This is a genomic window from Terriglobus sp. TAA 43, assembly GCF_000800015.1.
Lineage (GTDB): Bacteria > Acidobacteriota > Terriglobia > Terriglobales > Acidobacteriaceae > Terriglobus.
The window spans coordinates 1-16,247 of the sequence record NZ_JUGR01000003.1; the positions used below are offsets into that span (position 1 = coordinate 1).

Genomic DNA, 16,247 nt, shown 5'->3' on the forward strand with positions numbered 1-16,247 from the left:
TGCAAATAAGGAGTACTCACAAATCCATCTACGGCCCCGGGACATGCTAAAACTCGGCATTCTTTACAAGGACAAAGGCAAATGGCATGACAGGCAGATTCTTTCGCCCACCTATGCACACGATGCCATCTCAACGGTCAGCCATGTGGACGACTCTGGCTATGGATATTTCTGGTGGCGCCCATGGTTCAACGTCCAGATGCCCACGGGGCCGGAACGGGTCTATCTGGGTGCCGCACAAGGTAACGGAGGGCAGAAGATTTTCATTCTTCCGGAATATGACTTCGTCGCAGTTTTTACTGCGGGCTCCTATAACGCAGGTGGATCTGCTCCGAATAAGATCATGACCTCGATCATTCTTCCCCGATTGCTGGCGGCCCACGGCGGCAAATCCTCTGCGACTCAATAGCGAACTCTACACCACCCCGCGATGTAGACCGGATCGGTCACGAAGCAGCGTGGGAGCTTTTGTGAATAGAACCCCAAGTGGTGGTCATCAGCGCCATGTATAAATGGCCAGTGTGATTTAGTGTGTTGCTGATTGAGGTGGAGAACGCATTACCATCCAAGAAGAGCCAATTCGGCCACGTTAGGTCTCTGGACCGAGCGATGAGTCTTGACAAGTCGGCTTGTCGTCAGAAGGCATCATAAGATCGCCGATCGTTCACGATAAGTCGGCTTATCGATAGTGATCCGCTCGTTCTCGACAAACTCCATTGAGGTTAGATTATGGCTGGTGGAGTGTCAGAAAACGTCGAGGTACTGTGACGATCCGACATTTTGTCAGTTATTCGAGCTGCTGCAAATAGCCAGATGCAGGTACAAATGTGGCGGTTTCGTTTAGTTTCAATCCGGTATGCGATGGTCTATGCCTCGATGCTGGGAACCATAGATGGTAAAGTGCTACCATCCCACATGTTTAACTTCGGTAAACCGAAAACCGCAGGCGACTGGATTGTTCATGTCGTTGGGGCCCTCATCTCGCTATTCCTTATCTGGTGGATGCTGCATTTTCTTCTTGGCATATGAAGCGCAAAACCCAGACAAACCCTTTCCTCCGGTCGTACCTTCACGAATCCCCTTGTCTCAAATACTGCGTTATCATCAAAGTGACGATAACGGCGTTTGTAGGTATGCACTAGACCTTCGAACCCTCAGTTGATCAAAGGCCTTTCAATATGGTCAACGACGATAGAATCTACCATCCCCTTCGCTGGAACCAGGCGTAAGCCGAGTTGCTCCTGGATTGCCGTGAAATAGGAGGGAGCATTTCCTTCCGCTGCGGTTGATTCTGGATCTGGACCAGATGACGCCATCCGTGTCCAATGCAATGTCAGATCGTAGCTGCCGCTCAATCCCGTTCTGTTAACAATGCTGCGGCCTCCAACCTCAGGTTCGCGGCCGAGCAGACTGGCGAGTCTATCCAGGTCCGTGCCGGTGACCTTCAGTTCGTAGTCCATTCCGCTATGCGTGATGCCGAACCGATCCGGTTCCTGGTGTCTGGCTGAAGATAGCTTCGGACCGCTTTTTGCAACTTCGAGCGCATAGATTGTCTGCTCGCGCTTCTCCAAATGTGCTGCCAGGTGAAATCGTTCTTTTAGGACCGATTGCAACCGCAGTTGAATCTGCTCCTGTCTTTCAGCGACAGACATTTTCTGTATTACCGCATAGTCCGAATCGCTGAACTTTCCCTCGATATCGTAGGTATCATCCGTCCAGCCGGGACCTTTCGCGATCTGCGCCTCTGAGAAGTCGGGCAGGTTATAGGCGTACATAATCAGCATCTTGGTTGTGAAGAAGAGATGTACAGAGCTGCCACTCTGCGGGGCAGGCGTGAGCGGCGGACCATCGGGTCTGAGCTTGACGCTTACCACTTCAAAAGACGGGAGCGCGCCTTCGCGGTACAGCACCTGCCCATACACCGGCAACGGATGCAGCACGCCGAGCGCAAGCGGGATGACAAGCGTCACGATTCCAAACACGATCAACATCAAAGACCGAACGGGAGAGAGCTTCGCAACCCGATGCGTCACGATACGTACGACACGCTCGCCAAGATCAGCGCCTCCTGCCGAGGCAACCAGAGATTGCTCGTGTTCAATGCGGAAACGGCACACCTTGAGAAGGCTGAGCGCATACGCTTCCGCATTGCCGAGCCTGTGAACGACGGTCTCGTCACAGACGCTTTCCCGTTCGATCAGAAGATTCCGCTCAATCCACCAGACAAATGGATGGAACCAGAAGACAGCTTCGACAACTAGATGGAGCGTCGCGATGAGGTTGTCGCGGTGCCGCACGTGTGTCACTTCGTGCAGCATGATCGCGGCGAGATGTTCGTCATCAAGACGGCTTGATAGGCCTTCCGGCCACAAGAGTACAGGGCTGAAAATACCGTAGACACCCGGCTCTCTCACTGCCCAGGAACGATGAAGGAAGATGTCACCACCAACGTCTCGAAGAGACTGGTATTCACGGCCTTCGTCGACCTGAACTCCGTCGTCCAATGTCTCTCGCAGCTGGCGCCAGCGCATCAACCATACCGAAAGCACGCACACGCATCCGCAGAACCAGATCGTTGCTATGGTCGCATAGAGTGGAGCGGGTCCAGATCCTCTGTCGGGCATCTCTTTCACCTGCAGAGTGTCAGCATGCAGCGGATGCATCGCGGTAGTTGCTACGGAGTATGCGAACTGATGCTGTGGAACAGAGATCTTCCGCGGACCTGCCATAAGAGCGCCAAAGTTAAGCAGCAGTGAAAGTGGCAGCAGGAACTTGAGCGAGGCGGCAATCCAAAGCCCATAGCGCAGTCGTGCAGCATTATGGCGAAGCGTAAGTGTGATGAGCCAGACGGCACAGGCAAAAGCCGTGGATTGCCAGAGGTGATTGCCAATTGCGGGTAGAAGCAAAAACAGATGCGAGTTGCTCATTGCGCTTCTCCGTTCTTGAGGCTCTTTAATGTTGCTTCGGCAAACTGGATGTCCTCCAGCGTCAACTTGCCCGCGCCAATGAGATGTGCAACGACCGGCCGCGACTCACCTCCAAATGCAGCCAGCAGGTCTTCCACAAGTGTGCGCTGCGCCGCATCGCGAGAGATCAGTGCGGCAAACATATGGAAATTACCAACCTTGCGCGTTCGTCGTAATACCTTCTTCGCTTCGAGCCGGTACACCATCGTCTGCACCGTGGAGTAGGCAGGCCTGTCGCGCTTCGGAAAGGCCTCCTGCATTTCGCGGATCGAGGCTTCCCCTTTTGCCCAAACAACTTCCAGAAAGCGAAGTTCTAGTTTGCTCAAACGCTTGGCGGCCATTCGCGACTCCTGTATGTAAAGCTACTACATCAGTATGTTTCGCAAAGAAACTTATGCTCTCGCGGGCAAAGCTGTCAATGCGAATCAAAGCTCCGTAGGCTGAGCCATTCGATCTGTCGTATGTGAGGTCCTGGTAGGTCGGCTTCTCGTCCGCAATACTCCATATCCGATCGGAACCATTTGAGTAGTTAGGCCACAAACGGCTACTCTGGCACAGGATTGAACGATGGGATTCCGTTTTCAAGTTCTATTATTCACGGTTTTTTGCAGCCCCCCTCGCATCGATTTTTCAGGCAGCCACAAAAATAAAGACAACGCCCGAACTTAGCCTGATTCTCGAACCGGGGCCTTTGACCGAGGCGGCTCCTCAAGCCTTCACGTTCCATCTGATCAATATCGGCCAGAAAGAGGGGCGTATCCCCGAGCCGAACATCGATTGCGGTAATGCAACGACGAACGGGAGCGTATGGCTCAATGAGGCTCGGCTCCCCCCTTCTGGGATCGGCTAGCAAAAAGGGACGGGAGTCTGCGATTTTGTAGGCTCTGGCCTTCCCGCTCCACCGATCAATGAACTTGCCCAGAAATGGCATGTTGTAAAACCAGGTGACTCCCTCTATATCCAGGCGCCTCATGCAGCGCTTCATTACGACGCGAACACCACTGGCCTATACACATTCTCAGGAGTCTACCTGCCTCCTTCCTTGAGTAAGGAGCAAGTGGCTCAGTTACGAATTGCGGGGATAACGATCCCAAGTCACCGCGTTACGAGCGGCGCACTTCAGTACAGCAAGCTGTGACGATTCCCTAGTTCTGCTCTTTGTCGACATCCGATGGACGACTGATTTCCCAAAGGCACTTGAAGCGCATACATTAAGACCGCTTCGCATTCTCCAGCCAAAGTCCGATTGCTTCCTGCATGTTGGCCTTGACCTCGTCTAGCGTGGGGCCGCTTGTCAGGATCGCCGGCAGGTCTGGTACCGTTCCTCTCCAACTTCCATCAACCGCATGTTCGAATACTGCGTTATATCCGGCGATTTTGAGATGGACCTCAGACACCACACGTCTCCGTCCTCTTAGTTAGTAACACCATTGCTCAACGCAGAACAAGCAGGTTGCAGATGCTATTCGTCTGTATCAAGCACTAGCTCATATGTCAGCCGTAATGGCCTTCACAGAACGCCCTTCCACGTCATCGCATTCGGCAATTCGCGCAGATGGCGAAGTGCAAGATTTGCCCGGTTCATTCATTTGATGACTGCTCTAGGCACAGTCATAGCCCCTGCTAATCGAATGATCGCAAATGGTCTAGCGTTGACGCGCTTAATTATTTCCCTGTATACACAGACGAAAGTTTGTCTCGGCCATAGTTTTTGACAAAGAGGCAGATGCATCCCGGTGGTTTTGCCGGTCGTGACGTGTTTGCAGATGATCAAAATTAAAAGGGAGTCCCCCATGACCTCGTCCCGTTTCCATCGTTTGTTGCAATGTCTCGTCTCCGTTGGTTTCCTGATCGCGACCTCACTATTTCTTCCGGAAATATCCATGGCGCAGGTATCAACAGCAGAAGTCATCGGAACAGTTCGGGATGCTAGCGGCGCGTTCGTTCCAAACGCCAGCGTAACGTTGACGCTTACGGAACGAAACGCAGTTCGTACGACGCAGACGAATGGGTCGGGTGAATACACCTTCGGTCTTTTGCAAAATGGAACTTACAAGCTCTCCGTAGATGCACCTGGTTTCGCACAGTATCAAATACAGCAGTTTGCTCTTGACGGTGGTGATCGTAGACGTCTGGACGTTGCGTTGACTCTTGAAGGCAGTCATGTTGCAGTCAATGTAACCTCCGCCCCCTCCATGCTTGGTACTGACACAAGCAATCTCAGTACTCAGGTGAGTCAGCGTCAGGTGCAGGATCTTCCCCTGAACGGCCGAAACTTCGTTCAATTGGCACAGCTTGCGGCGGGTGCAAACGAAGGGACGTCGTCCGCCATTGCCAACGGCAACCGGCCTGATGATCGCAGGCAGACATCTGCAGTTGTCGCGAATGCACAGTCCGATACGTTGAACTATCAGATGGTAGAAGGCGTAGATAACGTTGAGTACACCGTAGGCACCATTGGCGTTCGGCCCTCGGTCGATGCGATTGCGGAGTTTCGAGTCATCACAAGTGTCCCACCAGCAGAGGTGGGCAAGACCCCCGGTGCGATCATCAACCTCATTACGCGTTCCGGAAGTAGTCAGTTTCATGGATCGATCTTTGAGTTCGTGCGCAACGATCTGTTCGACGCACGGAATTTTTTTGCAACGAAAGCCGCCGTTCCGACAAAGCCAAAGTTTCGTCAAAATCAATTCGGTGGAAGCATCAGTGGCCCTGTCTTCCGCGACAAGACCTTTTTCTTCGCTGACTACGAAGGATTTCGCAGAATCGACGCCACCAATTCTCTTGTCAACAATCTGGTTCCTACCGCCTACGAAGTAGCTCACCCCGGAGATTTTTCTGACCGTGGTGGCCCGGTTCTAAGCAGTTCGCAGATCAATTCGATTGGTGCGAAATACTTTGCGCTTTATCCGGCTCCGAACAACGGAGCAACAACTTACACATCTTCCTACCCACAAACACAGAACAGCACAACTGCAGATGCCCGCATTGATCACCACTTCAATGAGCGTAATTCCATCTTTGGACGGTGGGCATATAACAACGTCGATACACTCACGCCAAGCGCTCTTCCCAATGTGGGCGGGGTGGATCCCGGCGGATCAGTATCCTTCCCCGGGTCGGCTTCGCAGCAGGCCTATCAGTGGATTGCTGACTACATCCACGTATTCAACCCTTCACTCCTTCTTGAGTTGAAGGCGGGTTATACCCATATCAGTAACGTCTCCCTCCCGCTGAATTATGGCAAGAACTACGGGAACGCTTTTGGCATCACAAACGCAAATCTGGACATCTTTACATCGGCTCTTCCAACCGTTTCCGTGACCGGTTACGCCCCTCTGGGTGTCTCGAGCTCGCTCCCATTGTTCGATAGGGATAACGCATTTCAGTACAGCGCGGCGTTAACTCAGGTGAAAGGCCGCCACTCGTTGAAGTATGGAGCCATGCTCATTCGTCGGCAGGTCTACAACGAGCAACCCACGTCCGGCTCAGGTGCGTTTACATTCACCACGAATCCTTCCACATCTACGATCTCCACGCTGAGTCCTCTCATCAATCTGCTCGAAGGGAATGTCTTTCAGGTATCGCGAGTTGTGCAGCTTTACCCACGCTATCTGCGAAACTTCGAGCCAAGTCTTTTCGTGCAGGATGACTGGCGAGCAACAGATAAGCTGACGTTGAACCTTGGCCTTCGGTATGACATCATCACGCCGGTTAAAGACAAGTTTGGGCACATCTCCCACTTTGATCCTGCCTCCGGAACATTCCGCGTAGCCGGTGGAGGAGGCGGGTCCGACACAGCAGATATTCAGACCGACTACCGTTCCATTGCACCTCGTGTGGGGATGGCGTTTAGTGCCACCTCCAAAACGGTCCTGCGAGCCGGATACGCAGTAGTGTTCTTCCGCGACAACACGGGGCCTTCGGTGCCTTTTGCAGACCCGCCGTACGTAGGGACCTATCAGCCGAATCCGAATACGACGACCTTCTCAACCCCGCTGCCCTTGCCTGCGCTTGCCTCCACTACGTCACCTTCAGGCGCGCTTCGCGGTATGCAGCTGGATTATCGCAATTCCTACGTGCATGAGATCAACGCGAATGTCCAACAGGATCTCGGCTTCGACTCGGTTTTAACCCTCGCCTATGTTGCAGAGTTGGGGCAAAGACTGCGCATTTCACCGAATGTCAACCTCGGTCCTCTTGGCCAAACAACAGCGGGGGCCTATACGACCCTGCGGCCGTTCTACTCGAAGTATCCGGCAGTAACAGATATCTATAACATTCAGTCCAACGGCTCCTCCAACTTCAATTCGTTTCAGGCAACGCTGGCAAAGCAAACCAGCCACGGGCTCACCCTGCAAGCTAATTACACGTGGGCGCATGCACTTGGCGATGTCCAAGGATTCTCTGCAGGTGGCCTCTACACCAGTGCAGACCCTGCCCATAACTCAACGGTTGAGTATGGCAACAGTGAACTGGATGTGCGCAACCGATTCACGATGATGTTGAACTATCGTTTGGCATTTGCAGATCACCTCAACGGATTTGCAGGAGTTGTCGGCAAAGGTTGGCAGTTCAACGCAATCGATGTGTGGGAGACGGGCCAGCCCTTCACTGTGGTGAACTCAAGTCCGCGCACAAATACTGGCGTCGGCTCTGACCGTCCGAATCAAGTAGGAAATCCAAATATAGCGAATAGGACAATTGCGACATGGTTCAATACGTCCGCATTTGCTGCTCAACTACTTGGAACGCTTGGGACGACATCCAGAAACAGCCTTTATGGACCACACTATCGGCACTTTGACGTCTCTTTGTTTAAAGATTTCCAGCTCCCTGAAAAAGCCGTTCTTCAGTTACGCGCGGAAGCATTCAACTTATCCAACACACCAAATTTTGGTCAGCCTGGTTCTACATTGGGAACATCGACCTTCGGTGTCATCAACTCCCTGCGTACGAATGCCCAAGGCAGACAGCTGCAGTTCGCAGCGCGGCTCTCGTTCTAGAAATTTCAGAAAGAATTTAGAGGTGCTGTATGGGATTTCGAAGATTGTTGCCGTTGGGCATCTTCGCTGTGACAACGTTGTTGCACGGTCAGACGAAGACGGGAATCGATGTGTTGGAGGCGGAACATTTTGCTCCCCTCAAACAACTCGCTGAAAAGCATCAGGGACATTTACGGCTTGGTGTCCTCACGAACCCTGTGGGGATCGACTCGCAACAACGAAGAACGATTGATGTGCTGCGACAGGATGCGGCAGCAGCCGTTCCCGGATTGAAGGTTGTGACATTATTCAGCGCCGAACACGGTATCAACGCCGCGGTGGATGGGTACTCCATCAACGACAAGATCGATCCGGCAAGCCAATTGCCCATTATCAGTTTGTTTGGTGCAACTGAGGCTCAACTGCATCCAACCGCGCAACAGACGGAAGGACTCGATGTGATTGTCATCGATCTCCAGGACGTCGGTGTACGCTACTGGACATTCCAGACGCTCATGAAGTATTTCCTTCAGGTGTCGACAGCAAACCATCTTGACATTGTTGTTCTCGACCGTCCGAACCCTATCAACGGAATGGCGGTGCAGGGCCCGCTCTCAACACCGGGTCGGGAGAATTACGTGAATCCATCTTCCGAACCCATGCGCACTGGAATGACGATGGGCGAACTGGCCCAACTCTTCAATGGGGAAGGACATCTCGGAGCTTCGTTGACAGTAATCAAGATGAGCGGATGGAAACGGTCGGATTGGTATGACGACACGGGTTTGCTCTGGATCAATCCTTCCCCGAATATCCGCAGCTTGACCCAGGCCATGCTCTACCCGGGTACCGGACTAATCGAAGGCACGAATGTGAATGTTAAGGGGCCTGGCGAGCCCCCGTTCGTCCGTTTTGGTGCCCCCTGGATTCATGCAACAGAGTTAGCAGCGTATCTGCAAGCCCGAAAGATCCCTGGCGTAAGCTTCATGCCAGTGACCTATGTTCCAAGCGGATCAGAGCATTATCCGTACATTGGCAAACGAGTTGAAGGCGTCGAAATCATCGTGAATGATCGCAATGCCCTCGACGCGCCGGAACTCGGTATCGAGGCAGTGTCGGCTCTATGGAAGCTCTATCCGCAACAATTCCAACTCGACCGCGTTGATCGCCTGTTGCTCAATAAGTCGACACTTGAGGAGATTCGTAAAGGGATCGACCCACGAGCGATAGCAGCAGGATGGCAATCCGAATTGAATGCGTTCAAGGCAATTCGCGCCCGCTATCTTCTCTATTGATCACGGCTCCAAAACGGATCGCCTTGGCGCGCTTGGGATCAATGCGCTGGAGCGGGGCTGGCTTCAAGGGCATCTAGATTCACACGAAAACGGAGCCGAAGCTCCAAATTCGGTCCACTGAAGCCCGCTGGTAATGTACCGAGCTTTGAGGTGGTGATCGCTCCCCAAGCAGCCCTGTCAAGTGGAATATGATGCGTGCTCGCGTCCAAGTGCATGTAGGAAACCGTGCCATCAGGAAGGATCGTGAATTGTATATCCGTTTCACCCTTCATCGCGGTTGGAGGATGAGCTTCCCCGGGCAGCAGCACTATCCATCGATCTCGGATGGAGTGGATGATGGTGTTCAAGTAAGGGCTGAAGTCTACACCGCGGGTATCAGAAAGAACTTCTACTCCGATGCTCGGAACACTCGGTGCGGGAGCTTTAGCGCTTTCCTGGGAAACGGCCGCCATACCCTCATCCGATATCAACCGTGGAGGTAGAACAACAGCAGCCGCGATCGTAAAGATTATTAGGACAGCCTTCATCTTCAAACTCCTTCAAGCGCCGTCTCACAGCCCTTAAATCAACCAAGGATATCCTAGCCGACGATTAATCGATCGAGCATGACGAACACGAACGAAACTGCTCAGCGGACAGTCGGGATGAGCCAAGCTCTGGTCATGCCTATACAACTGCTCGCAATATCTTCCGAACGGAGTACGCTGCACCTTGCGGTTCCAACCCTCAGGTCCGAGAGCAGAGATTCTTCACACGATTTGGAGCAACAGGCAAACTCTCGAATCCTGCGGCGGGAGGAAGCCCTTTCATCGATGCCGTTGCTGATCCCTCACAACAATATCGATGGTCAGAGGGATGATCGTCATGGGGGAGTATTACGCACGACCCAAAATGTTTTTCAACAGAGAGATCCGGCCATTTGATGAGTGAAGCGAAGATCGCGGCCAGGATATTGAGAACGTGAAACTCAGATATCAAAACCAAGCGTTCGAAGCTGTTCAACGGTCACCTGGTATCGTGCTCCCCATGTTGGTCTGGTATGGAAACGAGAAAGAGCGATGCCGGCTCTGGCGAACGCTTTCGCAAGCTCGGCATCGTTAGCTTTCCTAATCGTCATCGGTCGGGACGGCCTTATACCAGCAGGCCAAATACTCTGTTGATTGATACGAAGAATCAAGCCTCCGCGAGGATTCGTCATTACGTCGAAAATCGCTGAGACGACTTCCATCCAGCCAGCGTAGCACTGATGTCATCATTGATCGTACCGAGAACGCACTTCCCTGCACTATCCGGTGGCCTCCGAATGCAACGCAATCTGTAAGTCGTTCAGATACGCAAAGATCTATCCTGGTGAACCTCTGATTGCAGCTTGAGCCATACGACGAATGGTCGATTTGTGAGGAGACGAACGTATCTACGTCGATCGCCCCTGTCGCTCCACTCTCCTCAGTTCTAGATCTGACTCGAATTCGTTCGCGGAGTGACGTTCCCAATCAGTTGCCCGGGCTTTCCAACGGAGATCGTCTACGCCAAAGATCAATAACCAACCAATCTGAGATGCCGACCCAAGCAGGCCCAAAGCTAGCGTATAGGGAAGCACACGGTATGCAACTGGAAGGTAGAGGAACGTCAACCATGAGAAGCCTGCGAGTATACCGATGATGCCAAGGATACGAGGCAGGAAAGTCGAATTGATGATAAGAACGCCCTTCAACACAGCATAAAGACCGAAAAAAATCATTGCGACGGCTGCACCCTGCGTATTCACCTTGGTCATCAGAAGTGCTAGGGATTGCACTTGCGCCGAATCGAAGCCGTGTAGCGACCTAGACCCATCCAGCACAAAGAGTGGCATGAGAAAAAAGAGTCGGCTCATAGTCTTCAACACGCATCCCACGAAACTGAAGCTCGCCGCCATAAGTGAAACCACCGGACCAGCCGGTTTCAACAACACGTAAAACAGAACTGTCATCGCAACATTGCAGACCATCTCTACCATGTACACGGCAAAGCCGAGTTGGTAGAGACCGCTATGGACGAGAATGTTTGCCGCGGTGGCTGCAGGGTCGCTGTCGATGATGAGCTGGTCGCCAATCAGCTTTTGGGAGAAGATACCCAGCAGCACCGTCGAGAGATAAAGTAGAGCAGCGATCCTCGCTATACGAGAAGGGTCTGAATCGATGAACCCGCGATGTCTTCTCATCAAATCACCTCATGGCTGGCATCTCGAGATACGAGGGAATAGTTCTCTTGGTTCCGTTTCAGACACAAAGGAAAATCGTCGATGACACAAGTGGTTCTTGGAGGCGCCCTTCCCATTACCGAACGCCCGTAAATAAGAACTTAATGAAGCGATGGGAAAGAGTCTGTTGCAAAGGCTCGCTTGCTGCATCCATCAAGCACGTTCGACTCGGCTCCGGCCGAGGCCTTCCTTTTGACCGAATGGCAGAGGAACGCATCTCATGAGAAGAACGAAATTCTTGGAGGCAATTTCATGATTCTTCTGCTGATCATTTTGATCCTCGTGTTCGGTTTTGGAGGTTATCGCATGGGACCGGGACTTGGCTATTATGGCGGCGGCGGGTTGAGCCTGATCCTCACCATCGTGCTGCTCCTGCTGCTGCTCAAGATCATTTAGACCGAAGATCGTTCGGACATCCCAAACATCCGTTCCGATGATTCCTCGGAACGGTTAAGCCGAGCCGTCCTGCTGCGAAAACCTCAGGACGGCCTGCTCTGGCATTTGTTAAAGGATGACGTGCCTCGGTCCGTCCGGGTTGAGTGACTGCTCGAAGTGGCGCGGGGCGGCTACCAATAACGATTTGATTGAAATTGCTACAAGCAGTGACGCCACCGGATGAGCCGGTCGTTCTTTTGCTGTCTCTTTGGCTAGAATTGTTAAGGATGTCGCCGCACATCGTCCAAAGACTTTGGTCGATGTGCGGACTGCTTTTGTAAGAAGGATTGCAATGACTCGACAGCGGATTCTTATTGCAGAAGACTATGTTCGACTTGCGGAGGCTTTTCGGAAGCTGCTTGAACCGGAGTTCGAGGTGCTTGGTATCGTGTCTGACGGTCGCACCCTTTTGCGCGAGGCTATGCGATTGCGGCCTGACCTCATCACGCTTGATCTTTCAATGCCGTCGTTCGACGTAAACGAAGCCAGGCGACAATTGGCTGATTTCGCACCACATACGAAACTGCTTATCGTTACGATGAACGAAGATCCGGAGATTGCAGCGAGTGCCTTGAGCGGTTGGGCACATGGTTATGTGCTCAAGAAATCGGCAAGTTCTGAGCTAGTACATGCTGTTCGGGAAGTGCTAGCGGGGAGGCAGTATATGACTCCTAGACTTGTCCGCTAATTAAAAAAACAGCCCATGAACGGTCACCAAGGCGAGAAGCATGATCATGCAGCAGAGCCGCGTTGCGTCTCTGCTGTCTCGTGCCCCGCAACTGCTTCGCGCAAGGGTAGCGAAGCACTGATCGTGGTACCGACGCCCAATTTAGAAGACACTGAGAAAGTGCCGGAGATAGCCTTCAGGCGCTCCTCCATCGTTACAAGCCCAAGACCTGCTGGAGATTTGGCTGCTTCGAACCCATGGCCAAAGTCTTTCACGATCATCGTGACTCGGCCTTCTGTCCCGCTAACGCTTATTTCAACCCGGTCACTACCACTGTGGCGCACGATGTTGTTTAAAGCTTCCTGCGCTATGCGGTAGAGGCAGACCGAGACGTCCGGTCGTAATTCCGAGGGGAGATCGGCACACTCCACCGCGATGTTCAGATTGTTTCGCTGAGCGATGCTTCTGCATAGATTCCGCAGAGCAACATCTAAGCCAAGATGCTGCACCTGCGACGAATGCAGCTGGTGTGAGAGGTCGTGCACGTCCGTAACAAGTGCATCTACCTCGTGAAGGCATTCCTTCAGTTCTTGCGATTCGATTTCATTTCCAGATCGGATGACCATGGAATCAAGCTGTGCTGACAATAGCGAAAGCCGCTGCCCAATATCGTCATGCAGTTCGCTGGCAACGCGCTTACGCTCATCCTCGGTTGCATGAACCAACCGCATCGTCAGACCACGAATCGCCACATTGGAACGTTGTCGAGCTCGCACTTGGATGAACAACACCATCAACAAAAGCGTCTGACCAATCAGCACCCCGGCAGCGATCCAGACGTAGTCTCGGTAGCGCTCCCATAGGGTGAGCTCGCGAAACATGATCGTGGCGTTCGTTGGTACGTTGGTCTCTGGAATCGACCATCGCTTGAGCTGCCGCCAGTCAACTACGACCTTGTTGGAAGGCCCCTCCTCAACGGCCAAAGATGTGGCAGGGGTGCCGCGAAGGATCTTCAGCCCTAGCTCAGCCGCTGCATGAGTCTGCGGCCCAAAATCGAATAGGCTGCCCCCCACAATTCCGCTCCCCAGAACGCCCTGCAGGGTTCCATACACTGGGGCATTCGAAGCAGCGACAATCACGGGCGCAAGGTTGGCAGTGACGAATGTATTCCCCTCGTTATCCTTGAAGAACGTCGTGTAGATCACAACGCTGTGCGGGGGAAGGCCGGAGAGTCGATTCAAAAGTTGCGGCAGGGGAAGACCGTTTATGTAGGTGAAGTCCAGTCGTCCCATGTAGGGGCGGAACTCGTTCTGCGCAATGCTCCGGCGCGCAATCTCTCCTGAGGCGCCGCCGCCTATATAGAAGACGTGTTGCACATCGGGCTGCAATTGAAGTGCCAAGTCGAGGGTGGGCGCGAAGCGGAAGAAGCCGTATACACCGGTAGTGTTCGGCGGAAGCTGCTCGGGACTGCCATCAACGTCAGCAAACACTCTTGGAACGGATGGCCAGAGCTGTTCTCCGTATTGTGCGAGGAACCGGAGTGCCGGCGGCCCAACCGTCATGATGAGAGCGAAGCGTTGTCCGGTATATTTGCGGGCAAAGACATCGGCCATCGCCGCACCATCCACGCCCAGGCGATCTTCATCAAGATACTCTTCAAATATTTGAACGGTAGGGTCGCGTCCGAGGACCTCCTGGATAGCTCGGGATGCCGCGACATTCGCAGGCGTATGTGAGTTTTCCATGTGCAGGACGAGCACATTTTTCGAATGCTCACCGTGAGCCGCGGTGGCAATGAAGAGAAAATAGGTCAACAGTAGAACGAAGTATCGACTAGCTGTCATTGATGGCAAAACTATACCTTGCGTCGAAGGATAGAGGCCGTCCGGAAGTCTCAAGACCCGCCGCCATTGAGTATCGGACTGGAAATGCGGGCAGTCGTTTTGAATAACCATTCAGAAGGACACAGCGGCTTTAGGAATTCAGCAGGTCAAAGGCCGGCAACTCCGAGGATCATCCCACCCTGATGCCACGCCGTACCGTACTCTGTTACAGTTCTCAGTCCCTGTGGTCGGTCATGTATCTCAAGATCGGAAGATCATGAATCCCGTGACCGCGAGCTCTGTGCTATTGTCTTTAGTAATTCCCGGATGAGTATGAATCGAGATAACTTACAGGTGGGAATCTCATAAGCATCCCGATCGATTGGATTACACGTTTGGCATACAGCGTCTGTGCCGTGGCTTTATTTGATCGGTGGATGCGGTAGGAATTGAACCTACAACCTGTCGATCTTCAGTCGAATGCTCGAGCACTTACCCGCTCGGCTTGGCGAGGTGTAGCCAAATTGGCTACACTTAAGGGTAGAGGTTGTTATGCGCCAAATCTCACTTCGAGAATTCCGTACGCGTGGAACAAAGGCTCTGCTGGAAGTTCCGCCGGGAGAAACTATTCTGCTTTCCGGTCAAGACGGACCGACGTTCTTTCTCGTTCCCGTAATGGGAGATGTTGCTGCCGAAGATCGCGAATTGAGGAGAGCTATCGCAAAGGCAAGCCTTCGCAAAAGTTGGACACTCGCTAAGAGCTCTTCTCCGGTCAGTGACGAAGAGATCAATGAGGAAGTCAGGCTTGTTCGTTCCAAATCTCGGAAGACATAGTGCGACTCGCGGTCTTCGATACCAACGTGATCATCTCTGCGGGCATTAAGCCTGGGGGAGCCCCCGCCCATCTCATCATGGATTGGGCGTTTGAGGGGCAAGTCCAGGCCGTCACAAGCCCCGCAATCGTCAAGGAATATCGCCAGGTCGCACGACGTGCGAAGTTTGCACGATACGGCTTCCCTCCTCTGTGGCTCGAATTTCTCATTGAAGAAAGCCTGCAACTGGCGGACGCCACAGAGAACTGGCCCACGAGTCTTCCCGACTTGGCCGACCTTCCATTTCTTGCATTGGCTCATATTTCTGGAGCGTGGTTGATCACAGGAAACGTAAGGCATTTCCCTGAAAGGGGACGCCAAGGCGTCAACGTTCTCACACCAACCGAGTATCTAAACCATCTCCGACCACGCTGAGGTCTACGACTCTGAGTCTCCCCACCAGCAATGTACGCAAGGGAGCGGCTAACTTCTAGACTTGCGGGCATCGGGGATCTGCCCAGACGCGAGTCGTAATGCTGCTGTTACGGGGCTTATTGAGCATTCACTCAAATTCCGTTTGCTCGAGTTAAGCTCTCGCGAACGATCCCGTAGTACCCATGGGCTAGCTGACTGATCGTTAATCCAAGAAGAAGACATGATGTTCGAGACAGGAGCAATCAACAGAAGCGATAGGCTGGAACCATGACCTTGTATTCCAAGCGCCTGAATAACGGACGGTCCGAGATCTGGATCGACGATGGACCACATCGCGAAACCGCAACCAATAATGTGGACTTTGCCATTCAGAAATTTGCAGCAAACAAGTTCGAGAATTTCTACGCCGTGCTACACGAGAGCATGGGAAGCACCGCTTCTGTCCAAGTCAACGACGAGATTGTTACTTACCTCGGGTTCTAGTGGTGTTCCGCTGATCTTCTTCGGCTGGACTGATTTGCATCTGCGCACCAGTGCACGATCCGCGTTTGGAAGGCACCCAATGCGTAAGAGGAACTTGGGACGCA

Annotated in this window: 13 protein-coding genes; 7 read left to right on the top strand and 6 right to left on the bottom strand. The window is 52.9% G+C overall.

Going from position 1 to position 16,247, the window contains the following annotated elements:
* The coding region (locus tag M504_RS17795) for a hypothetical protein (RefSeq protein WP_232296353.1) at positions 1-409 on the top strand (409 nt) is incomplete at its 5' end.
* A gap of 745 nt (positions 410-1,154) precedes the next feature.
* Here the strand turns inward: M504_RS17795 and M504_RS21535 are convergent.
* The 3 genes from M504_RS21535 to M504_RS17820 form a co-directional block, all read right to left on the bottom strand.
* Complete coding sequence (locus tag M504_RS21535) at positions 1,155-2,927, bottom strand: M56 family metallopeptidase (RefSeq protein WP_052201013.1); 1,773 nt, start codon at positions 2,925-2,927, stop codon at positions 1,155-1,157.
* Positions 2,924-3,307 carry a BlaI/MecI/CopY family transcriptional regulator gene (locus M504_RS17810; protein ID WP_047496921.1) on the bottom strand — a complete coding sequence of 128 codons (384 nt, stop codon included), beginning with the start codon at positions 3,305-3,307 and terminating at the stop codon, positions 2,924-2,926. The genes M504_RS21535 and M504_RS17810 overlap by 4 nt, the downstream gene beginning before the upstream one ends.
* An 870-nt stretch (positions 3,308-4,177) precedes the next feature.
* A complete protein-coding gene (locus tag M504_RS17820; protein WP_047496926.1) occupies positions 4,178-4,363 on the bottom strand; it encodes a type II toxin-antitoxin system HicB family antitoxin in 186 nt (61 codons plus the stop codon).
* Between the two features lie 396 nt (positions 4,364-4,759).
* On the opposite strand from M504_RS17820, the gene M504_RS17825 reads away from it, so the two are divergent.
* Positions 4,760-7,972: a TonB-dependent receptor domain-containing protein gene (locus tag M504_RS17825; protein WP_198137682.1), complete on the top strand. Its 3,213-nt coding sequence runs from the start codon at positions 4,760-4,762 to the stop codon at positions 7,970-7,972.
* A gap of 29 nt (positions 7,973-8,001) precedes the next feature.
* Positions 8,002-9,246 carry an exo-beta-N-acetylmuramidase NamZ domain-containing protein gene (locus M504_RS17830; RefSeq protein WP_084214514.1) on the top strand — a complete coding sequence of 415 codons (1,245 nt, stop codon included), beginning with the start codon at positions 8,002-8,004 and terminating at the stop codon, positions 9,244-9,246.
* 38 nt (positions 9,247-9,284) lie between these two features.
* Here the strand turns inward: M504_RS17830 and M504_RS17835 are convergent, their stop codons facing one another.
* Together M504_RS17835 and M504_RS17840 are read right to left on the bottom strand one after the other, a co-directional pair.
* Positions 9,285-9,773 (bottom strand): hypothetical protein, encoded by a 489-nt coding sequence (locus tag M504_RS17835; RefSeq protein ID WP_047496927.1) that lies wholly within the window; start codon positions 9,771-9,773, stop codon positions 9,285-9,287.
* Positions 9,774-10,660: 887 nt separating this feature from the next.
* Positions 10,661-11,449 (bottom strand): DUF4386 domain-containing protein, encoded by a 789-nt coding sequence (locus tag M504_RS17840; RefSeq protein WP_047496929.1) that lies wholly within the window; start codon positions 11,447-11,449, stop codon positions 10,661-10,663.
* 291 nt (positions 11,450-11,740) lie between these two features.
* On the opposite strand from M504_RS17840, the gene M504_RS21885 reads away from it, so the two are divergent.
* Together M504_RS21885 and M504_RS17850 are read left to right on the top strand one after the other, a co-directional pair.
* A complete protein-coding gene (locus M504_RS21885) occupies positions 11,741-11,884 on the top strand; it encodes a DUF3309 family protein (protein ID WP_084214556.1) in 144 nt (47 codons plus the stop codon).
* Between the two features lie 331 nt (positions 11,885-12,215).
* Positions 12,216-12,611, top strand: a complete 396-nt coding sequence (locus tag M504_RS17850) for a response regulator transcription factor (RefSeq protein WP_047497308.1) — start codon at positions 12,216-12,218, stop codon at positions 12,609-12,611.
* A 44-nt stretch (positions 12,612-12,655) separates the two neighbouring features.
* Here the strand turns inward: M504_RS17850 and M504_RS17855 are convergent, their stop codons facing one another.
* Complete coding sequence (locus M504_RS17855; protein ID WP_047496934.1) at positions 12,656-14,434, bottom strand: ATP-binding protein; 1,779 nt, start codon at positions 14,432-14,434, stop codon at positions 12,656-12,658.
* A gap of 812 nt (positions 14,435-15,246) precedes the next feature.
* Here M504_RS17855 and M504_RS17870 point away from each other — a divergent pair.
* Positions 15,247-15,660, top strand: coding sequence for a putative toxin-antitoxin system toxin component, PIN family (locus tag M504_RS17870; RefSeq protein ID WP_047496937.1), 414 nt, complete (start codon positions 15,247-15,249; stop codon positions 15,658-15,660).
* Between the two features lie 267 nt (positions 15,661-15,927).
* A complete protein-coding gene (locus M504_RS17875; RefSeq protein ID WP_047496940.1) occupies positions 15,928-16,143 on the top strand; it encodes a hypothetical protein in 216 nt (71 codons plus the stop codon).
* Positions 16,144-16,247 lie beyond the last annotated feature (104 nt).